Below are 22694 nucleotides of genomic sequence, written 5' to 3' on the forward strand. Positions count from 1 at the left end.
CAAGGGCCGCAAGGCCCTTTTATCGTTTTATGTGCTAAGATTTATTTACTAAATCCTTTTAAGTGCATAAATGAACTATTTTAGAATTTATATACTAACCTTTTTCTTAAGTTGGCCAGCCCTTTGCAAGCCGACCCTAACCGTTGTTACCGAACTATCACCGCCCAATCAAACCTTGATCAATAACCAAGTTGCTGGTAAAAGCACTGAATTAGTAAGAGCTATTTTTGCCAAAGCAAACTTAAATGCCAATATAGAGCTCTACCCTTGGGCCCGTGCTTATAATATGGCACTAAAAAAGCCGAATACTTTCATTTACAGCATGGCTAAAACTCCAGAGCGTGAACATCATTTCTATTGGATTGGTGAAGTAGCCACCTATGAAATGGGCTTTGTGAAATTAAGCGAACGCCGCGATATAAACATCACCTCTAATGAGCAAGCCAAACAATACAAGATAGCAGTTCAGCGTCATGACTTAGCAGCACAACGCTTAACTGAGCGCGGTTACACTGTTGTGTATACTTCAGACATCAATAAGTCATATCAGTTGTTGATGTCGGGGAAGGTTGATTTAATCATTGACGATAAAAACTATATCGCCGCTATGGCTAATGAATTAGGCCTTGATGAATCGCGCTTACACTTTGCCTTTGCAATTGATTTTTTAGCGATGAAAGGGTTCCTAGCTGCAAACAAAAATACTAACCCACACCATATCAATGCATTAAAAAATGCGTTTGCTGAGATTCAGGCATCAACGCTATATAGTCAGGTCATGCGAACAAATAGGCCTTAAGTAAGAGCAAGAAAAATTCGTTATTTGCTACTCTGAACAACCCCCAGTGCCTTTTACACTGCACCATGATAGTAGTACTCAGCTACCGATAGCTTCAACGGCTAACGATGACTAATAAAAATTATTTTGTATTGGTATTACTATATTGCTCAATAAAAAAGTCTAACTTACCCTGAGCAATTAGCTTTTCGTAACTTGATTGCAAACGTTCAACTACATCGATGGGTATGTTTTTATTTAATGCTAAATAATTCCCTAATGTATCGTTAAGAGGAAGCTCAACTAGCTTAACGACTTCTCGTCCAGGGTGCCCGTATTGAGTTAGCTGATAATCAAATGATAGATCTGAACCAATAATTAGCTCGATTTTATTTTTGAAAAATAAATTAAGACACTCATAACTATGACTCACTTTCAGCAAATTTTTACCATCACTAAAACCAATTGTTTCTACAAATTGCTCATAGATACTATTACGCACAACACATAGGCTATGTTCTTTTACCTGGGGTAGATCAAGTGGATTAATACGCTCATTTGATTTTAATCTATAAAAGAAATTTCGCGATGAGGCCAACGGCCCTACCCAGTTAAACAGCTTTTCTCTTTGCGTAATTCGGGCTGTAGAGACTAACCCTGACAAGGGCTGTTGTTGCGCCAAGTGGAATGCTCTTGACCAAGGTAAGAGCTCAAAATTGCACTTAATTTTGGCATCGATGCACATGGCCTTAACAAACTTTAAGTTAATACCCTCTAAATGCCCTTTATTTGAGAAGTTATATGGCGGGAAATGCTCGGTGTAAATGGTGACACTTTCTTTTGCAAACACTACAGGTGCAAAGCTTAGGCACGCTAACAACAAATATTTTAAAATAATTAATACACTCTAATGACACAGCTGCATTAAATATAGAAATATTAACTAGTCCAGTCAATTTTTAGACATAAAAAAAGCAAGCCGTAGCTTGCTTCTTCTCTATTTTACTTTTCAGTAAAATTATAGCGGCTTGATGTTGTCCGCTTGAGGGCCTTTTTGACCTTGTGATAGAGTGAACTCTACACGTTGGCCTTCAGCTAAAGTTTTGAAACCTTCAGATTGGATAGCGCTGAAGTGAGCGAAAACGTCTGGACCATTTTCTTGCTCGATGAAACCAAAACCTTTAGATTCGTTAAACCACTTAACTGTACCTGAAACAACGTTAGACATAGTCATATTCCTGATATAAAAAATTAAATATTGCCCGTAGTGGGCGGGTGTAGCAAAAAATCAGATGAAACTTAAAAACTTCAGGACGGTACTACAAGTATTACTTATACAACAACGAAATAAAGATTTATTAATTACACGCTTTTTAGCTACCGCTCACTATATAGAGTTGCCAGAATATGTCAAATACTATCGTTTGCTAGGCTATATAAACAGGGCACTTAAGCTACTTTAAAGTAACTAAAACAGTCCTTAAAACTCAAACTCAAGTGCTAAACGAAAGCTGTGATCTTTGCCCGATTGACTAAGTTCACTAATAAAACCCGCTTCCCATTTTAACTGGCGTTTAGGGCTAAATCTGTGTAGCCCAATAAAGCCTGGACCAACCCCAAAAAAGTCCTCTCCCGCATAGATTTCTATCGATGGTTGAAAGGCTGAACGATAGCGATAACGGTATTGTAAGCGAAACTCGCTTTCCCACTCGTTTGCAATATCAGCGCCCCATTCATACACTAAAAATGCGTTCATAGTCAGGCTTGTACGGCCAAACTCTTTTTCCCATAAAAACCCAGTTGTTGCTTCGTATGCATCGATATTATGCTGCTTTTCAAGCTCAAATAACGCTCCCCAATCGGCCCATAAACGGCCTTGCTCAACCAGCTGCCAACGTAACTCAAGCTCATACGAAGATAAGCCAAAATCACCGTTATCATCTCGTTCGCCAACTAAGTAGCCCTCAAGACTCATGGTGTCGTTAATTGCGCCACCAAAGCCTGCACGCTGTGCAAGGACATTACCGTTATCGGTTTGCCGAGACACTAAACGCCACTCGACCTCACGTTCAAACGGCATCACATAAGGGTGATATACTTTATCAACCACCATGCCATCTGCCTGCGCGACTTGGCTGACACTTGCTAACAACAAGCAACTTAAGCTAATTATTAAGAACCGCATACTGGCTCCTCTGTCTTTTTAATTTTTAAAACGCGCGCTAAGGCAATAAATACTACAGCAGCAATAACATACACCCAGAGCGCAGTTTTACTCGGCGTGGCTTCGTAGCCCACTAAGGCTTTTAATACGCGCCCAAGCTCTGAGTTTTCAACTAAAAATCCACGCCAATCTAAATAATTTGAGGTCACGTCTAGTAAGTCGACCTGACTTGCTAAATCGAGAAATATCAATAACTTTGCTGTTGCATTAAAGGCAAGCAGCACGACTAAAGGCTGCACACCTGCACGTCTGACGATACTTTCCAGTAAAAAGAACAATAACACACCAAAACTAATACAAATGCCCACACCTAAACATGTACCGAGTATCAATGGCTCAGCGGTATCTTTACTGTGCCAAAAGCTGACCAAATAGATCATGTAATGGCTTAAATACAAGGTCATGGTTGCAATCAAGGCCAGTGCAGCCGCCGTTTTTCGATGCTGACAACTCATTAGTGCAGCGACAAAAATCATTATACACAGCAGCATTTGTATGAACTCTAAGCCTCGGTGATCAAATAACTGACTCAGCCAAGCAGCGGCTTGTACAAATACTAAGCTCATCAGGGTACCAATAACGGCATAAATACTCAGCTGGCGCTGACTTAAAGGCACGATCAAACTCAAAAGCACAGCTAAAATAACCACAGGTAAAAGCTGATTAATGCTCATTAATAAACTAGTTATCAGCATCATTCACCTCCGTAGCCACGACAGTTCCTCTGGCTGTATTAGGCGAAAATTCTCCAAAAAAATCATAACGTCCAGGGCTGAGCGGTCCGATATAAATGACACTCTTACGACCTGGGTAGAGCACTTTTTCACGGTTTAAGTCAAAGCTATCGAACTCTTCTGGGGTATCATCTTGGTTTTCGATAACTAATCGCAGCTTTTTATTGGCAGGTACTGTTATTTCAGCGGGGTAAAACAAATGATCTTTTAAAATCAGCTTGTACTCTTTGGCATAGGCAAGCCAAGACGACATACATAGTAGCAGCATAGAAAGCGCTAAAATCCATTTATTCACTGACATCTCCTTGCATAAAAGAGACACTCACTCGCAAGCCACCAAGGTGACTATCTGCTAAAGCAATATCAGCATTATAAATCGAGACTATGTGTTCAACAATGGCCATACCAAGCCCGGCTCCTTGTTCACCTGATGGATGTTTATCACCACCCACACGGTAAAAGCGGTTAAAAATGCGCTGTTTTTGAGCTTCATCAATACCTGGACCCGAGTCATCTATTTGCCAAATAAAACGATTATTTTCGGTTTTCAGCGTAATACAAATTTCTCCCATAGCTGGGGTATATTTTATGGCGTTACTCAGTAAATTGCCAAACAAAGTAACTAAGGTGAATTCGTCACCGGCAATGATAAAATCATCGCCATCAATGCTTATGGTATGCTCTTTTTCGTCAATACGATCATAAAGTTGTGCAACAACTTGTTGGCTAATTTCTAACACCGACACGGGGCTAAATTGCGCTTGCCATTGCTCTGGATAAGTACGCCCCAAAATCAGCATTTGCTCAACGATATTGTTCAGTTTATCAACGCCTTTTTCCATCGCATCAAGCTCAACACTCTCAACACCTTGAGCCACTAAATTATGCACATTGATTTTTAAACTACTGAGCGGGGTACGCAGTTCATGGGCCGCATCAGAAGCAAAAAAGCGCTCTCGTAAATAGGCACTTTCAACCCGTTTGAATAGATCGTTTAAGCGGCTTATTACGGGTTTTATTTCTTGCTCTGGGGTTTGCCAAGGGATTGCAGTAAAGTCATTTGCTTGACGATGTTTAAGTTGATTTGATAACCGAGTTAGTGGCGCAAGCCCTTGTTTTACAAACACACTAATAAGGAGGGCAAGGATAGGCACACTCCACAACAGCGGCGTCATGGCCGATAGAATCACGGTTTCGGTTAGCGCCACACGTTTACTCAAAGGCTCAGCAATAAGCACCCGCTTATTACCTTCGCATAAGCGATACACTTTGACGCGTTGCCCAGCCAAGTTCTCAACACTAAACCCGGTTTGCCACTGACTTTGATTGCTAGGGCTATGCTGCAATGATTTTGAGCTTGAGGCCAAGCTGTCATCAACCCAAACTTGAAATAATAACTGCGGTAAATCACTCGTATAAGCTGGAGTTTCTTTACTGAGTGGCTGCTCGATTAACACATGTGCCAGCGTTACCAGCTCGTTATCGAGCAGTGCTTCAGCCTGATTCATACTTTCACGGTAACCTTTAGTAAATGCCAAAAAGCAGGTTAAGATCACCATAGACAATATAAGTAGAGTCAGCCTTTTACGAATTGACACTAGCGTTTACCCACCACATAACCAATGCCGCGCAAGGTTTTAATAAACTCTTTTGGGAATTTTTTACGCAAGTGATGAATGTGTACTTCGATGGTATTAGACCCCACCTCTTCGCCCCATTCGTACAGTTTACTTTCTAACTGCTGTTTTGATTGCACGCGACCTTGGTTTTCTAGCAAGGCTTTAAGGAGCATAAACTCTTTGCGCGGCAAGTTTACTGGCTCACCTTGAAAGCTCACGGTAAAAGCGGCGGTGTCCATTTCAACATCACCGACTTTTAAAGTGCTGGTCTGAGCTTGGGTCACACGCCTGCTGGCAACCCGAAGACGTGCAAATAATTCTGCGGGATCAAAAGGCTTTGCTAGGTAATCATCAGCACCTAAATCAAGCCCCATGACTTTATCATCAATACTGCCCCGAGCCGTTAAAATCACCACGGGCAGGTTTTTACGATGCTTTTTGATGTGTTTTAAAATGTCGATGCCATCACCGTCTGGTAGTCCTAAATCAAGGACTACCAGCTCAATTTCATCATTTTTCAGCCATTGCATCGCTGACTTAACGGTCGAACTATGTTCAACACTGTATCCTTGTTGACGTAAAGAACGACACAGGCCTTCTGCCACTAAGTGGTCGTCTTCAACGAGCAATAAATGCATAGTTTATCTCTTTATTTTTTTCTCTACCTTAGCCAATAGCTTAGTAATTTCTTGTTGGCGGTAAAGATCTGCTTTTGGTCTATCAGGGCGTGCTGGCGCTTGCTGTGCAACCAATAAAAACTCTCTAGCTGATTTATACTTGCGCTCGTCATATAGGAATGACGCATATAAATAGTTGCTATCGATACCACGCGGGTTTAATTCAAGCGCTTGCTTAAACAATTTTTTCGCTTCATCGTCATCACCAAACCCAATTGGCCAACCAGGTACTTTACCGTATAAGGTTGCAAGGCTCGTGTATGCTGAGCCATCAAGCGCTTTTGGATCTAGGCTTAGCGCTTTTTCAAATTGTGCTTTCGCATCTTTTGCAAGACCTAGCGCGCCTAAACCTCCTTTCGCCCCCGCATAGCTCGATAGCACAATACCGTACCAAATATGGCTGGCTGCTTGCTGGTCGTTCGCTTTTGTAAACTCTGCGGTTTCGCTCGCTAATTTTTCGAATGCATCTAACTGCGCATCGTCAACTAATTCGTAATTAACCACTGCCCACTGCTTTTGCACCGAACTTAAATCGCTATTAAAGTCGGCTTTTGCAGGCACAGCCATGATAACACCTAACATCATTAGGGCTTTTAAATTTAGTTTAGTCATAATCATTCACCTTGATCAATTTAGTTGGCAAAAAAACTTTTAATTTTAGGAAGTTGTTTTGCTATTGCGTTATCAACAAGTGATGGAAATGCGCCGTTAATACGGGCAAATAATGTTTCTGGAAAACCAATAAAACGACGTCGTTTTTTTGATTTAATTAAATCTATTAATGCATCAGCCACTTTTTCTGGCGGATCCATTGTGTTACCCAGCTCTTTGTTCATCGCACGTACTTGCGGCGAATTAATTGCGGTGTCAGTCGCACGAGGCGCTAAATACAATACTTTGACATCGCTGTGGCTGAGCTCTCTAGCAAGGGCTTCGGTCATCCCTCTTAGGCCAAACTTGCTAGCGCAGTACAAGGTTTGATATGGATAACCAATGCTGCCAAACGACGAACCAATATTGACAATCGTGCCTTTATTGCGGGTCACTTGTGGTAAAAACAGCTGACATAATTTAATAGGCACATGCAGATTAATATTTAACAGGTGATCAATTTGCTGCTCGCTAATTTCACTAAACCCCTGCATTACATTAACGCCTGCGTTATTGATTAGTAACGTTGCCCCGCCAATTTGCTGAGCAAACTTAGCAAGGTCATCGCGAGATTCACTGTTACTTAGGTCAGCCTGAAAATACTCAGCATCATTGCCACATTCCAATTGCAGTGCAGCAAGTTGCTTCACATTTCGACCAACAAGTAATAAACGCCAACCTTCTTTTGCAAGGCGAAGGGCAATAGCACGGCCAATCCCCCCTGTTGCACCGGTTAGCACACATACTGGGCTACTCATGCGCTTTGCTCCAAGTCAGCCTCGCTAAAGAAAGGTTCTGAATCGAGGTCACGGAAAATATTGCCGTACAATTTATAAAAACATTTTGCGGCGTGAATGATGGCTTGCTGGTCGTCCTCGTTATCAATTTTGTTCATGAGGTTTTCGAAAAACTTCACATGCTCAATATCCAGTGCACCGTGCGAAGTAAGGTAGGTAAACGCCTTTTTAGGTAAGCCTACAGCCTCACGAATTTGCCCTGCTGCATTATCGGCTAATGCAATCGAAGTACCTTCAAGCACATGAACCATGCCAAAGAATGCTAATGGGTTTCCGCGATTAATTGCATCATAGGCATACGACACCATTAATTCGGTCGAAAACTGTGGACGAGAATGACGCACTTGCTCTTTATCAAAACCACAGGCTGCAATATCGTTTAGCACCCATTCTTGGTGGCCTAACTCTTCTTCGATGTATTCTGCAACAGCTTCGCGCAGCCACTCTTGTTTATCGCTCAGCTTTGCACCGACTGCCATCAACAGTGGTACTGTGTGCTTAACATGGTGATAAGCTTGCGTTAAGAACGATGCATATTCACTTAGGCTTACTTCACCTTTAAAAACGCGGCCAATAATCGGCGCAGCTAAAAGGTAGTCACGCTCTGTTTGTGTTTCGGCTTGTAATGTATTGAAAAATTGACTCATGCTCGTCGCCTCTTGATAAAGTGCAGAGATCTCTGCAGCAAAAAATTGATTGATAACATCGCGTTTTGGGCGACTATTGCTGGTTAATAAACCTTGCGTGTGGCTCATAGGCTCTGCCATTCGATGCCATTTTCTGATTTGTGCGTATTCGGGTAGTTGCGCGTTTTGTGCCGTAATATGGGCAGCAAGTTCAGTGTCATTCATCGCTTGGTTTGCATAGATAAGCGCAGCTAAAAATGCCTGGCCTTCGCCAATCACCACCGCTTGTTGTACCTGGCTGTGGCTAAGTAATAACGACTCTGGCCATTCGGCGCTGATATTGCGCCCAAAGCTGGTGATCAGCTGATTTTTCAAGCGGCCTTGTATAATCAAGCGACCTGCTTGCTCAGTAACGAGATCGCCGGTTGCATACCAATCGTCAGCATTTTGCCCGGCTTGACCTAAGTACCCCAAAAACAATGAACCCTTGATATAAAGCTGGCCATTTTCAATTTTGTATTGAATGTGCTTAAGTACTCGCCCTGCGGTGCCGATGTCATCATCATCGCGAGTGTTTAAGCTCACTACCGATGACGATTCAGACAAACCATAGCCTTGATAAACCGGTAAACCGAACTCACGGGCTTGCTTAATAAGCGCTTGGCTTACAACAGCACCACCTACTGCAATAAACTTTAAGCTTTTAGGTGCTTGCCAACCTTGCTTTGCGAAAGCCACTAAGCAAGTCAGTAGTTCAGGCACTAAAATAAGGGTATTTGGCTCAGTGCGCTCAATTGCGGCTACTAATTTGTGTGGCTCAAGTAACTGTGCACCAGAAAAACCAAGTTCAGCTAAAGGCACTAAATTAACCGTGCCACCAGCTAATAGCGGCGCATAAACACCGGCTAAATTCTCAAGCAAAACCGGTAGCGGCAGTAAACACAAATGGTTTGGCTTTTCTAAATCAATGCTTTGATAAAGTGATGTTGCCACCTGCAATTGACTCTCAAGCGATAAACACACGCCTTTCGGTGTGCCTGTTGAGCCTGACGTAAAGGTAATCTTTTGCGTGTTTGAAAAATATGGCACAGGCTGTGTATTACTCAATTGGTAAACATATAAAGGGTAATGCTTACATACATCTACTAACGCCACTAATTTAGCATGCTCACCTTCGTAAGCACGGTCACATACAAATAGCCCTGCTCCGCTATTTTGCAAACCAAACGCTACTTGCTGAGCCGTAAAAAACGTTGGTAGCGGAATGGCCACTCTTTTAAGCTCGCTAAGCGCAGCTTCTAATACACACCAAGCAGGTGTGTTATCTAATTGATAAGCCACACCTTGGGCATCAAATTCTGCCAAAGTAGGTAGTAAACGAGTTACTTGCTCAGTAAATTCTTGTTTAGTTAGTGAGCGCACACCATCGCTTTTGTGGCAAATCATTAAGGTATCGCTATCTTTATGTGATAACTGTGTTAACCAACTCATAACGCCTCCAAAAATACAGCAAGCTCAAGCGATGACTGTAAACACTGCTGTTTGATATTGAATAAAACGGGGGTATTTAAAACACGTTGGTGAGCTTCGTTTAGGTCAACCACACAAATGGTTGGTTGATTGTCGTAATAGCTACCCCAGCTTGCTGGATCTTGAAGTGCTTGCGCATTTGCAACACCGATTTCTTTGCAATTTACACCCAGCATTTTTAATAGCGCTCTCACTTTACGGGTTGCACAAAACACTAAATATTTTGCCCCTGCTTGATAGAGTGCTTCGTTCATTAAAACAAAATGTGCCAAGGTGGCTTTTCGATGCGTTGAGCATAAATTACCTAGCTCAAAAATGTGCTCACGCTTGGCACCGACAAAGTGCTCAATAGACGCAGGGAGGTATTGTTCAATAAACAAAGGTTGTGATGCAGAGCGAAGACCTAACGTACATACTTCATCATCAACATTAAGCTCACACAGTAGCGGCATGAACTGCGAAATTTTCGCATCATAAGCTGCAGCAAAACCTTGCTTGATATTACTCTCAAGGCGGTCACGGAATTGACCTCCTTCACGAGAGCAAACAAAAGCCGGCTCTTGAACTTGAGTTTGATGTGATTGTTGAACTGAAAGCATAATTGTTCGCTCCACTTAGATTATGTGTAAAATTTATCGAGCGAAACTTAAATAAAACTTAAGAAAAATTAATTTTTATAAATTTTTTCAACCTCATGATATTTAATGCTTTTATTTTTATAAAAAACAAAAATGCCAGTCTGCTAGACTGGCATTTTAATGCTAAAATTAACGTTAAACTTAGATTACTTAACGATAGTCATCTCTTTAAGTAGGTTTTGAGCATTATCAACTTTATCCATTACCCACAACATGTATCGTGAATCAACGTGAATTGAGCGATTTAAGTTCTCATCGTAATCCCAATCACCAATAATGCTTTCGTAAACACCATCAAATAATAAACCAACGAGCTCAGCATTACCGTTTAACGTTGGAGAGCCTGAGTTACCACCTGTGGTATCTACGTTCGATAAAAAGTTAACCGGAACAGTATTCATACCGCCGGTATAATCGCCATAAAGCTTTTGCTTAATTAACTCGTTTTGTTTCTCTGGTGAGTTGAATGGTTCAACACCGGTGTTTTTAGCAAGTAGTCCTTCTAACGATGTAAAGGGGGTTGCCACTAAGCCATCTTGCGGTGAATAGCCGCCTACCGTACCGTAAGTTACACGCAGGGTGCTGTTAGCGTCTGCATAAACAGGCTTATTAAGTGCCTTGTTATAAGCAATGATTGCTTCCATTAATGCAGGGCGAGCAGCTTGCTGTTTACCAGCCAGTTCTTTTTTCGCATCTTCAATATCTTTTGTGACCGCAAAAATTGCATGCGCATATTGAATAAATGGATCGCTACTTTGCTTTAACTGAGCAAGGTCAAGATCTGCCATCCATAAACGTTTGCTTTCATCTGCAAGAACCGATTTAGCATACATATCATCAAGCATGGCTTGTTGTTTTTGTTTATCAAAACCGTTTGTTAGACCCAGTGCTTTATCAACCTCTGCAACTCGCTCGTCTTTAGGTAATGCTGCATACTGCTCAATAAAATACAGTAAAATAGCTTTATCTACGGCTTCATCATAACGACGGCTCATGCTTTTTAAACGAGACTCGATACGTGGCATATCACGCTCTTGATAACCGCTTTCGCGCTCAGCATCTGGCTTTTGTTTTTCGTAAGCTAAACGGTATAAACGTCGAGCAGTTGAAATCATTTGTGAGCGGTGTACGTAACCTAACATACGGTCACGCTGGTTATGCTCTTGCGACTGTGCAACTAGCGCAGATAAATCAGCAAGTACCTGTCCGTATTTAGTTTTGCGCTTACTATCTTCATTGATCCACGCGGTGAGATCTTTTTCGAATTGTTGCTTACGGCTATACATTGACCCTTTGTTAAAGCTCTCAATCATTGAACCGTAGTTTTTAATGTAGTTGTTATAACCCGCAATCGTGCTTTCGTAAGCGATACGTGCCTCTGAACCCTCTGGTGCATTTTCTTCGATTAACGAGACATATTTCGAATTATACTTACGCGCTAATGGGTAGGCCGTGTTAAACACATAGTCAACTTCAGGCGAAATACGGTAACGGTTTGTGCTGCCTGGGTAACCGGTCACCATCACAAAATCGCCTTCTTGAACGCCTTTAGCGCTTACTTTTAAAAACGCATCACTTTGGTACGGCACGTTGTCTTCTGAATATTCAGCAGGCTTGCCATCTTTGCCAACATACGCGCGATAGAACGAGAAATCACCTGTGTGGCGCGGCCACATCCAGTTATCTATATCACCGCCGTATTTACCGACGCCCATAGCAGGTGCATACGCTAAACGTACATCTTTAATTTCTAGCGATTTAATAAGGTAATACTCAAGACCACCGTGGAAAGTATACACATTACAGCGGTAGCTTTGGTCTTGCTCACACTCACTAACAAGTGCTTTTTCATTTGCTTGAATAGCATCAAAACGTGCTTTACCGGTTAGCTTTTCAGTACCTTGGTTTACTTTATCAGTTACTTCAACCACTTCCTCGGTTACATAAACACGAGAACCCGGCGCTGCAGGCACTTCTTCGCCTGTTGTTTTAGCTAAAAAGCCATTTTCTAAAATATTATTCTCGGTGGTCGAGTTATATTGAATCGAACCATAGGCACAGTGATGGTTAGTTACAACTAAGCCTTTTGGTGAAACAAACGAAGCAGTACATCCACCAAGGCTAATTACCGCGTTCATCGGGAACTCAGTTAATTTTGAAATTGACTCTACATCAATGCTCAAGCCTTTCGCTTTTAACACTGATTCAAGCTCTGGTAACTGGTGAGGCTGCCACATGCCTTCGTCGGCAACAGCAACATTTGCTACAGCGAGACCCACTGCAGCAGCAATAAATTTAAAACGCATAGTCGTCCTTTATATTATTATGTTTATCATTTTTAGCGCTCGTATCATTATCATTGTGAAAATGAATAGCAATATTTTGCGACCGCTAATGTCAAAATTTGTAAACCATTTTAGGTTCATGAGCCTAACACTTAGACTCATGAGTCTTAATATTTAGATTCATGAACCACGGCATTATGGCCATGTAAGCTTTCTTGGTGTTCAACCTTAAATTGGTAATCAGCAATACTCGGCATGGCTTCGAAACACTGCTTTAATCGCCTTGCTGCATCTTCGCAAAACAGTAAGTTTTTTGCGTTAAGGGCGGCAAATGCTTGCTCATCTTCACGCTTTACGGCGGTTTGTACAGGGGTGCCTATGGCTTGCTCACATACTGTGATAAAGCCGCCAATATCAGGTAGCTTCTCACTACTAAAAGTGACATCAATATAAGCGTAAGAGCGCTGGCTATGAGGAGTTGCAATTGAGCCCTGTTCACTTGCAAGCCAATTGAGTAAAGAGGCTTTATCTATATGCTCATCACTAAATTGCTTATCGACTGCTTCGCTCAAAAGCTGCCTCGATAATGCCGCTGAACACGGGCAGGTACTGCTGTAGGCTATATCAGCTTTTAAGTTGATAGCCATCGACTGCTTCTTAGTTATCGTTAAAACAACAGGGTAAGCATTGTATCCGGCATTGTCGCTAAGGAGTGCTGGTTTTAGCTCGGGTAAATCAAAATGCAGCACCAGTTTTGCGCCTTTACTTAAGCCTTTTTGTGATGCTAAAACGGCTTCCATAAACTCGTTAATACGCTTAGTCGATAAGCTTTGATTAGCCAATAGCTGATTAAGTAATAAATAAAGACGCGACATATGAATGCCTTTAGCATCACTATCAAGGCTAACAAAAATATCGGCTTTGGCATTCAGGTGCACATCAACATGAGGTTGTGCAAGTTTCAAAGGCAATGCTATTTTTTCCATGCCAACCCATTTTAAAGGCGACTGAAAATCTACATTAGAGTGCGAGGTAATATCGGGTAATTGCATATCAACTTCTTTTAACGATTGAATGTTAAGGCCTTAGCGGCCTGCTTGTGCGGGGTTACGTGCTGTCCATCAAAGACACACTCACCATTTATAAAGGTATGTGTTATTCGGTGTGAAAAAGTAGTGCCATTGAAAGGGGTCCATTGGCATAAGTAATGTGTGTTTGTGTGCTCAACGTGCTTTTCTGCGCTTGGGTCAACCAGGACTAAATCTGCAAAATAACCTTCTCTGATAAACCCTCGATCTTCGATAGCAAATCGCTTTGCCACGTTATGCGCTGTTTTTTCAACGACTTGCTCTAGGCTCAACGCACCACGTTTTACCTGCTCAAGTAACGATAGTAATGCATGCTCGACGAGCGGGAGGCCAGCTGGTGCAGCGCTGTATTGTTGCTGCTTTTCTTGCCAAGTATGAGGTGCATGATCGGTGGCAATAATATCAATGCGACCATCGCGTACTGCTGCGAGTAGCGCTTGGCGATCTTGCTCAGATTTTATGGCAGGGTTACATTTAATTTGATTGCCATAGTATGTGTAATCATCTTGGTTAAACCACAAATGATGCACACAAGCTTCGGCGGTTATGTGTTTTTGCTCTATAGGTGCGTTACTAAATAGCTCTAGCTCTTTTGCTGTTGTAAGGTGTAAAACATGCAGCTGCGAGCCATAGCGTTTTGCCAGCGATACGGCGTACGATGATGATGCGTAACACGCTAACTCATCACGAATTAACGGGTGATGTTCTATTCGTAACTCACCATAGCGTTTTTCTATTCGGCGCTGGTTTTGTTGAATAACCTCCCCTTGCTCGCAATGGGTTGCAATGAGTACTGGGCTTTCCCGAAAAATGGCCTCTAGAGCATGTGGGTGTTCAACCAGTAAATCACCTGTTGATGCTCCCATAAACACTTTAACGCCGCATACATTTTTAGCATCAAGAGCTTTAATTTCATCAAGGTTGTCTGGGGTTGCGCCAAAGTAAAACGCATAATTCGCAGCGCTCGTTTGCGCCGCTATCGCGTATTTATCTGCAAGTGCTTTTGCCGTGGTAGTCGAAGGTGAGACATTGGGCATTTCCATAAAACTTGTAATGCCACCGGCCACTGCAGCGGCAGATTCACTGGCAATCGTGCCTTTGTGAGTAAGGCCTGGCTCTCTAAAATGAACTTGATCGTCGATCATGCCTGGTAATAGCAACAGACCGCTTGCATCAATTACCTCATCATTGGCCTTGGCACTGATATCTTTGGCAATTTCAGCGATTCGATTACCAACAATTCGTACATCGTTTAATTCGCGCTGTCCTTCATTAACAACGCAGGCGTGTTTGATTATGATAGCCATATGACTCCTTGCTTATTCAGCAACATTTGCAACTTATCGTAAAAAAATGCACTCCATGGCAAGATTGATTGCAGACTAAATTGTTACAATATAACATACCACAAAGTTTTTATTTGGACACTGTTATGAGTCAAAAAGATCAATTGGGTCGAGCTATTTAAGCTGTAAAGTTATAAGTGGCTTTCCGATCTTAGAGAATTTTAACGGCTTATCGCAGCCAATAATCACCTTATCGCAACGTATGAGGTCAATTGTAATAAGACACAGTATGCTGGGCTCATTGATCACATGGTGATACCTGCCTCATATAAGTGCTTTTTTGTAGCACTTTTTGTAATTCGTTTTAACCGCTATGCAAATCAAGAGCTTATAAAACGTATGTGCAAGGTTATATCGACACAATTTAATTTTAAAAATGACAAGAGAAAAACTATGAAACACCTAATCGCAACCGCGATCAGTTCTGCGCTGTTACTCACAGCCTGTTCAGAACCGCAAACAACAACATCAACGCCTAAATCAGAGCAATCAGCGCCTGTTGCTGCAAATGAGCAAGCTAACCCACTGTTTGTGAAAAGCGTATTACAATACGAAACGCCTGATTTCAGTGCGATTAAAGATGAACATTTCATGCCGGCATTTAATAAAGGCATGTCTGAGCAAATGGCTGAAGTGCAAGCTATTATCAACAATCCAGCAAAGCCTGATTTTGCCAATACGATTGTTGCGCTTGAGAAAAGTGGTGAGCTATTAACACGCACACGCAGTATTTTTTATAACTTAGCGGGTACGGATTCAAACCCGGCACGTCGTGAATTACAAAAAGAGTTAGCGCCAAAACTAGCGGCTCATAGCGACAACATTTTCTTAAATAAAGCACTTTTTGAGAAAGTAGCGGCTATTCACAGCGAAGCTGACAGCCTTGCCTTAACTGCTGAAGAAAAGCGTTTATTAGACGTTTACTACAAACGTTTTGTGCGTGCTGGTGCAAAATTAAGTGCAGAGCAAAAACAACAAATTCGTGATATCAATACAAAGCACTCGAGCTTAACAACTCAGTTCTCACAAAACTTATTAGCGCTGACTAAAACAAATGTTGTTTTAGTGGATGACAAAGCAGAGCTTGAGGGCTTACCAGCAGGTCAAATTGAGCAGCTTACCAATGCCGCTGCAGAAGCTGGCCATCCAGGCAAATACCTAATTAAGATCACAAACACCACGCGTCAGCCTATTCTGGCAACACTGAAAAACCGCGATTTACGTGAAAAAGTATGGCGTGCATCAGCTGAGCGTGCATTATCGGGCGAAAATAGTAACCGTGATATCGTGGCAGAACTTGCTCACTTACGTGCTCAAAAAGCGAAACTATTAGGTTACGATAGCTGGGCTGATTTTGGTTTAGAGTCGCAAATGGCGAAAAAACCACAAGCTGTATTTGATATGTTTGCGAGTATGATCCCTGCATTAATGCAGAACGTCAACGCTGAGGCCGCTGCAATTCAAGCTAAGATTGATGAGTCAGGTGAGCAATTCAAATTACAGCCATGGGATTGGTTATTCTACGCAGAGCAAGTGCGTAAAGATAAATACAACCTTGACGAAAATGCAGTGAAAGAATATTTCGAGTTCAACCGTGTTTTAGAAGACGGCGTATTCTTCACCATGAACCGTTTATACGGTATCACCTTTAAACCACGTAACGATATTCCGGTTTATCACCCGGATGTAAAAGCCTATGAGTTATTTGATGAAAATGGTAAAAGCTTAGCCATTTTCTTTGCTGACTACTTCGCGCGTGAAGGTAAACGTGGTGGTGCATGGATGACTTCTTTCGTTAAACAATCTGGCCTAAAGGAACAAAAGCCAGTTGTCGTAAACGTAATGAACATTCAAAAAGGCGCGAATGGCGAACCTACGCTTATCAGTTATGATGAAGCAACAACGATCTTCCACGAGCTAGGCCATGGCTTACACGGCATGTTCTCAAACGTGAAGTATCCTACTCTATCTGGCACCTCAGTATCACGCGACTTCGTTGAGTTCCCATCAACATTTGAAGAAGATTGGGCCATGTACCCTGAAGTTATCGCTAACTATGCAAAACACCATAAAACTGGCGAGCCAATTCCTGATGAGCTACTGAAAAAAGTAATTCAATCACGTAGCTTCAACCAAGGTTTTGATACCCTAGAATACGTTGCTGCTGCACTACTTGATATGGAATGGCATTCACTCTCAGCTGATGCTCCTTTACAAGACATTGAAAAGTTTGAGCAACAAGCGCTTGCAAAACATGGAGTTGATGTAGCATTTGTACCACCTCGTTATAAGTCAGCCTTCTTCTCACACTCAATGGGCGGCGGTTACTCAGCGGGTTACTATGCTTATATGTGGAGTGAAATCTTAGCGGCAGACGCCTTTGCCTTTGTTCAAGAGCAAGGCGGTCTAAAACGTGAAATCGGTGATAAATACCGTAAAGAAATTTTAGAAGTCGGTAACTCACGTGACCTAATGGAATCGTACAAAGCATTCCGCGGTCAAGAGCCAGACACATCAGCATTATTAAAACGCCGCGGCCTAAAAGCAACCGTTCAATAGCTGACCTTAAGCTTTAAGCTGTAAGTCAGAAGTGTGGGGTTATCGAGTGTTTATAACCCCACAGCATTCAACCTGTTGACTCTCCACGTAGGTTGGGTAGAGCGCAGCGAAACCCAACATTAAGAAGCTGTCAGCCTTCAGCTATCAGCGGTCAGACGCGCGAAACAAGTTTCACGCCTACGAAAAGGTGCTAGGTTCTGGGCTCTAGGACGCGATGTAAAGTCGCTGCTAACTTTCCCCTCGCTAACTTTACTCTCGCTAACTTATAAACAAAAAAGCCCTTACAGCGAACTGTAAGGGCTTTGTTATCACTATTTAAAAGTCTTATTTACGTTTACGGCGACGGCCGATAAGCGCTAGTGGTGCAAGTAGTAGTGTTAAGAAACCAAAGCTACCGCTACTAGATTTCTTCTCTTCATTACTTTCTTCTTGTTCAGCTTCGTTAGTTACGGCAACAGTGAACTGCTCAGATACAGAGTCTGTACCATCGCTCACTGTTACTTCAAATACTAACTCGTCATCACTTGAGATAGCACCAGGCGTGAAGCCTAGAGTCGCAGTATCAGCACCTGTAAGTGTTGCAGTTGTGCCGCTTAGTTGCGTCCATGCATAGCTTAGTGTGTCATCACTGTTACGGTCTGACGCTGTTGCTGTTAATGTGCCTGAAGCTGACTCAGACACTGTCGCATCACCTGATACCGAAAGTAATGGTAGTGCATTATCACAAGCGAATGTATCACCAGCAATCACGTTTGAGAAGATTGGTGTCGTTACATTGCTCACAGTTACGTTATCAATCCACCAGCCAAAGCTACTAACGGCATTATCAGATGAAATACGGAAACGAAGCTTGGCACGGTTACCGTTTAGTTCAGTTCCGAAACGAATTGTTTCGTAGTTACCATACACATCGTTTTCATCAACATTGTTACCTGTGAAGGTATCGCGATCTTGTAGTGCTTGCGCGTCGTTTTCGATTAGAGGGCCATCGTAACCAACATCAAATGTACCGCCCATTTCAGTAACATCAACCCAGTTACCGCCGTTTACGCTGATTTCTACAACACCACCATCCCACTCGTTTTCGATTAGGTAGAAGTGCCAGAATGAAACTTCAAAGTCACCCGCAAAACCGATATCAAACTCTCTTGATTCGATTGCAACATCAGACTGGAAGTCATTATTATTTAGGTACATGGTTTGCTCGCCAAGACCAAACCCAAAGCTATCAAAAAATGGAACGTAACCACCTTTTGCCATGCTTTGCGTGCCAACGGCTAGGTCATCACCTGTCATTACGTTTTCTTTCCAGTCACGTAATGATGCACCTGCAATTTCCATATCGTCAGCAGTTTGTGAACTAACTGGTGCTTTATCTTCAAAGTCCATGTTCACAAGATAAGATACTTTATCGGTTGCTGCTTCAACAATTTCGTCATCAGCAGACAGTTCAGGGAATGACACTTCGATTTCAAGTGTATCAGCAGTGCCTGCATCATTTAGCGTAAACGTGATAGGCGCGCTTGTTTGTGAAGCATACGGGTTTGTATCGTCGAATGTAATTAAACCATCATTTTCGAACGTTACATCGTGACCACTAACAACTGTTAACTGTGCTTGTGTACCCGTTAGTACTTCACTACCTGTGTTCATGATGCTAACAGTTAATGTGCCTGTTTCACCTTTATCTAGCACGTTATCGTTTGAACAATAACCTAATTCAGCACCGTTGTAGTTTGCATTCATTGCCACATCTTTCAATGTGAAGCTAGCAAGTTTCATTTTGTCTGATTCAACAACACCGGTTAAATCTTCGCTGAAACGCTCTGGTGCTACAGCACCTAAGCCCATACCACGCTTAGCAAATGCACCTAAGATTAGTTTGTAATCCTCAGGATCAACTGCGTACGCTGCAGCTAAGATAGCATCACGTGCTTCTGTGTATAGCGGAGCAACAGGAGTTAGCTTGTAACCAGCAACTAAGTAGTTAGCCATGCGGTTTTGTGCGTCTTCAAAGCCGTGCTCGTTGATAAGTGCTACATAGCTTTCCCAAAGCATAGTTGCCCAAATTTCACCTGCTGCGTGTGGTGATGCAACACTTGTTGGTGCAATGCCTACATCAGCACCTTCATTTTCAGTAATGTGACGGAAAGACAGCGGGTTTACTTCCATATTAGTTGAATATGGAACACGACGGATACCGTAGTAGAAATCTTCTACGAAAGTACCGCTACCGTAGGCTTTTTGGAACTTGTCGTTACCTGGAATGTTAATGTCATCAGCTTTAGCAATGAACATAAGTGAGTGGAAATCACCCCAACCTTCACCCATCGCACGGCCTTGGAAGTTGATAAGACCTGATGAGTTACCCACTAAACGGTTACTGATGTAGTGACCCCATTCGTGAGCAATAATACCGTTATCTAGCGTACCGTCTTTTAACGTTGCTTTGTTGAACATGTTCACAGTAACAGTGTCGCCTGCAGCGATACCATCGTAAAGTGCGTGACCGTCAGCATAGTTCAGACCCATGTTAGGAATGATAACGGCATCATCTTCACCGCCCATCGGCGCTGGTTCATCTGTATCAGGGTTGTTGTTTACAACGATTGCACCAATTGCACCCGCTTCTTGAGCGTGTAGTACTTTTGCTGTGAAGTTACAAGAGCCACGATCAACTAGCGCAATTTTGCCAGCAAGTTCAGCTGCATTTGTTGCTGGTTGACAACCATCTGTTACGCTACCAGAATCGGCATCATCGCCATCAACTAGACGAACAACTTCGCCTGCGATATCAGCAAATTGCATTTGACCAAAGCCTGATACTTTAGAAGACTCTAGAAGACCAATTGATTCGTCAGATGTAACAACCACACCAAAATCTACACCCACTTTCGCATCTTTCGAGTTGTATAAATACATTTGCATGCGTGGGCTTGCACCGTCAGCAGGGGTTGCCATATTAGCGTTATTTAAACCGCTATTATCTTGCGCTTGCGCTTCGATAGGGTCGCCTTCTACACCACCACGGCCGTAGTTTGATACTTGCGCAACATTTGATGTTTCGTCAAAACCATGGTCATAGAAGAAATCGTGTAAGAAGTTGTTCATATAGAACAAGTTAACGATAGCTGCTTTACGGTTGTCGTAGCTGTTTGCTACTTGATCAACTTGATAAGGGTAGTCAAATGTGTAATCTGATGTGGTTTCAGCTGTGAAGTCACCTTCTGTAAAACCTTGTGGTGCGATAACATCAGCATAAGCAAATACGTTATTACCTGATGTTGTTGTAGCATCATCAGCAAGCCATGGATCCATCGTGCTTAATTTTTTGTAGTAAGACAGGCTTACAAGTGGTGCATCTAGGATTTCAGTTTCATCAATTTGATCTGGGCCATCAGCTGGGATCACGTCACCGTGTGGACCTTCCCACGGGTAACCATCTTCGTCAGCCCATACACGGTAGTTAAAGTCTGCCGCGTGTGCTTTTAAGTCTTTCTTGAAATAAACTTTGCTGTTTTGCGCACCAATAACGTAGCTGAAGTAATCGCTTTCTAGGCTGTTTTTATCAGCAACTTCTACTTCAACATAGTATGCAGATTGCAGCTCACCCGCTACTTCAAAGAATACTTTCTTAGCACGTGGCTGTCCTAATACAACTTTGTCACCGTTTTGGTTAGACACAGTGTACTTAACATAGTCGCCTTGCTCAGTTGATTTAGTTAAAGACACATTGATATCAGCAAGTTCTTTAATTGCACGTTTAATGCTTTGCTCAGCACTTGTGAACTCACCTAGAGGAGCAACTGAACTCGTCACTTTATTTGCGAAATACCCAGAGCCAGCAACTAAATTATGCTCTTTGTCCATAATCAGGTTATATTCACGGTTGAAAACTTCAACGCCGAGTACTTTTTGCTTGTATTTAGCTGTGATTGAGCCAAGTTTTTGCTCAGATAAATCTGTTAATACAGCACTTGAAAAACCTTTTTTCGCAGTGCTAACACCCGTTAAGGCATTTAAATAAAAATCTGCAGCATAGGCATTACGTTGCTCAGGAAGCACCATCGCCATATCAGGTTTAGCTTGACCAACTGCTTTCCATAAGAACGTAGCTTTACCTAACTGCTCATCGAAAATTGATTTGTGACCCGAAACAGTTCTTCGCTCAGCTAATGCACGTTGTTGAGATACTTGGGGGTTGAATTGCACTTGTGAGCTAACGCTTGAAGTATTATAAAAACGAGTTTGTTCGCTTGCCTGTACTTGAGATGATGCCAAAATAGCCGTTACCATAGTAGCAACTGCTGTTACTTTAAATTGTGACATTATTTACGTTCCCTATTGTTATATTTTTATTTTCGGTTAACAATCATAACCAATTCCAATGTACCTAATAGAACAATTAAAAAACAGAATTAATTGTAAAAAAAAGTAACAAAAAAACAGGTGAGGTATGAAAAAAACACTTACAATACAATTCATTATATTGACTTTAGCTCTAATGACTGGCTGTCAAAAAAATGAAATAAGCGAGCAAGATACAGTACAACAACCAACAACCAGTCCACAAAAAGAACAAATCTCAGTTAAAGATGTTAAAAAATCAGTCGAAATCAACAAGCAAAAATTTACGAACGCTTTTAGTAATAATGGCGAAAAAATTACCTTTGATGCACCTACTTTAACCAAGGGCACAGAAGTCTTTAATCACGCAATGCAAGAGCGCGGCATTGCAACGGGTGCAATTTACTTAACGCTAAAAGAGAATAGCTTACCGGTAGAGCTTAGCAGTCAATATGCGCTGAAAAAAATGACCAACAAAAGCTACCGCTACCTTGCTGAAAAAGACACTGATTTATTAAAAGTGCAAAACGCTTTTAAACAAAATGTCAATGTCGATGTTGTTGAAATTAAAGTTGATTATTCACCGATAAAAGAGGTGATGTAGGTTGGGTAGAGCGCAGCGAAACCCATCGTGAAGAAGCTGTCAGCCTGTAGCAGCGGGTTTATCCCGCGTCATCATGCGCTAGGTTCTAGAAGGAGCTGTCAGACGCGTGAAACAAGTTTCACGCCTACATCAAACCGTAGGCGTCATGCTTACATGGCGTGTCTAACATTCAACGCCATTTAATCAAGCTG

The 22694-nt window shown here is 42.2% G+C and carries 18 protein-coding genes and 1 pseudogene; 3 read left to right on the forward strand and 16 right to left on the reverse strand.

Translation table 11 applies throughout. The features are described from left to right. The first annotated feature begins 70 nt into the window (after positions 1-70). A complete protein-coding gene (locus JIG37_RS05025) occupies positions 71-799 on the forward strand; it encodes a transporter substrate-binding domain-containing protein (protein WP_082389269.1) in 729 nt (242 codons plus the stop codon). A gap of 121 nt (positions 800-920) precedes the next feature. Here the strand turns inward: JIG37_RS05025 and JIG37_RS05030 are convergent, their stop codons facing one another. From JIG37_RS05030 to JIG37_RS05100, 15 genes and pseudogenes are all read right to left on the reverse strand, one after another. After that, the gene (locus tag JIG37_RS05030; RefSeq protein WP_082389280.1) at positions 921-1628 is read right to left on the reverse strand and encodes a transporter substrate-binding domain-containing protein; all 708 of its coding nucleotides are present in this window, start codon (positions 1626-1628) and stop codon (positions 921-923) included. 168 nt (positions 1629-1796) lie between these two features. Further along, entirely contained in the window at positions 1797-2006 is a 210-nt protein-coding gene (locus tag JIG37_RS05035; RefSeq protein ID WP_119852743.1) for a cold-shock protein, read from the reverse strand. Between the two features lie 252 nt (positions 2007-2258). Further along, positions 2259-2963 carry a hypothetical protein gene (locus JIG37_RS05040; protein WP_138600143.1) on the reverse strand — a complete coding sequence of 235 codons (705 nt, stop codon included), beginning with the start codon at positions 2961-2963 and terminating at the stop codon, positions 2259-2261. Further along, positions 2951-3700 (reverse strand): iron transporter, encoded by a 750-nt coding sequence (locus JIG37_RS05045; protein ID WP_228482471.1) that lies wholly within the window; start codon positions 3698-3700, stop codon positions 2951-2953. The genes JIG37_RS05040 and JIG37_RS05045 overlap by 13 nt, the downstream gene beginning before the upstream one ends. Beyond that, the gene (locus tag JIG37_RS05050; RefSeq protein WP_171041562.1) at positions 3684-4004 is read right to left on the reverse strand and encodes a cupredoxin domain-containing protein; all 321 of its coding nucleotides are present in this window, start codon (positions 4002-4004) and stop codon (positions 3684-3686) included. Before JIG37_RS05050 ends, JIG37_RS05045 begins: the two co-directional genes overlap by 17 nt. Positions 4005-4023: 19 nt before the next feature. Further along, a complete protein-coding gene (locus tag JIG37_RS05055; RefSeq protein WP_194441177.1) occupies positions 4024-5334 on the reverse strand; it encodes an ATP-binding protein in 1311 nt (436 codons plus the stop codon). Beyond that, positions 5334-5993, reverse strand: coding sequence for a response regulator transcription factor (locus JIG37_RS05060; RefSeq protein WP_138600140.1), 660 nt, complete (start codon positions 5991-5993; stop codon positions 5334-5336). The genes JIG37_RS05055 and JIG37_RS05060 overlap by 1 nt, the downstream gene beginning before the upstream one ends. Positions 5994-5996: 3 nt before the next feature. After that, the gene (locus tag JIG37_RS05065; RefSeq protein ID WP_323741527.1) at positions 5997-6617 is read right to left on the reverse strand and encodes a hypothetical protein; all 621 of its coding nucleotides are present in this window, start codon (positions 6615-6617) and stop codon (positions 5997-5999) included. Between the two features lie 47 nt (positions 6618-6664). After that, positions 6665-7441, reverse strand: a complete 777-nt coding sequence (locus JIG37_RS05070) for an SDR family oxidoreductase (protein ID WP_054563176.1) — start codon at positions 7439-7441, stop codon at positions 6665-6667. Then, positions 7438-8127 (reverse strand): iron-containing redox enzyme family protein, encoded by a 690-nt coding sequence (locus tag JIG37_RS05075; RefSeq protein ID WP_199528887.1) that lies wholly within the window; start codon positions 8125-8127, stop codon positions 7438-7440. The genes JIG37_RS05070 and JIG37_RS05075 overlap by 4 nt, the downstream gene beginning before the upstream one ends. Before the next feature lie 474 nt (positions 8128-8601). Beyond that, positions 8602-9597: pseudogene (locus JIG37_RS05080) on the reverse strand (AMP-binding protein); the annotation flags it as partial. Further along, positions 9594-10235: a thermostable hemolysin gene (locus tag JIG37_RS05085; protein ID WP_138600138.1), complete on the reverse strand. Its 642-nt coding sequence runs from the start codon at positions 10233-10235 to the stop codon at positions 9594-9596. The pseudogene JIG37_RS05080 and the gene JIG37_RS05085, both read right to left, overlap by 4 nt. Before the next feature lie 185 nt (positions 10236-10420). Continuing rightward, the gene (locus tag JIG37_RS05090) at positions 10421-12580 is read right to left on the reverse strand and encodes a S46 family peptidase (RefSeq protein WP_199528840.1); all 2160 of its coding nucleotides are present in this window, start codon (positions 12578-12580) and stop codon (positions 10421-10423) included. Between the two features lie 146 nt (positions 12581-12726). After that, positions 12727-13611, reverse strand: a complete 885-nt coding sequence (gene folE2 / locus JIG37_RS05095) for a GTP cyclohydrolase FolE2 (RefSeq protein WP_199528841.1) — start codon at positions 13609-13611, stop codon at positions 12727-12729. An 11-nt stretch (positions 13612-13622) separates the two neighbouring features. Further along, positions 13623-14954: a dihydroorotase gene (locus tag JIG37_RS05100; protein ID WP_199528842.1), complete on the reverse strand. Its 1332-nt coding sequence runs from the start codon at positions 14952-14954 to the stop codon at positions 13623-13625. 432 nt (positions 14955-15386) lie between these two features. Here JIG37_RS05100 and JIG37_RS05105 point away from each other — a divergent pair, with 432 nt between their 5' ends. Then, complete coding sequence (locus JIG37_RS05105) at positions 15387-17552, forward strand: M3 family metallopeptidase (protein WP_194441170.1); 2166 nt, start codon at positions 15387-15389, stop codon at positions 17550-17552. A gap of 324 nt (positions 17553-17876) precedes the next feature. Here JIG37_RS05105 and JIG37_RS05110 read toward each other — a convergent pair whose 3' ends face one another. Continuing rightward, the gene (locus JIG37_RS05110; RefSeq protein WP_199528843.1) at positions 17877-21881 is read right to left on the reverse strand and encodes a rhombosortase-dependent M36 family metallopeptidase; all 4005 of its coding nucleotides are present in this window, start codon (positions 21879-21881) and stop codon (positions 17877-17879) included. Positions 21882-22008: 127 nt separating this feature from the next. Here JIG37_RS05110 and JIG37_RS05115 point away from each other — a divergent pair, with 127 nt between their 5' ends. Further along, positions 22009-22503, forward strand: a complete 495-nt coding sequence (locus tag JIG37_RS05115; protein ID WP_199528844.1) for a hypothetical protein — start codon at positions 22009-22011, stop codon at positions 22501-22503. Positions 22504-22694 lie beyond the last annotated feature (191 nt).

Origin of the sequence: Pseudoalteromonas sp. bablab_jr010 (assembly GCF_016464105.1) — a bacterium.
Classification (GTDB): Bacteria; Pseudomonadota; Gammaproteobacteria; order Enterobacterales; family Alteromonadaceae; genus Pseudoalteromonas; species Pseudoalteromonas simplex.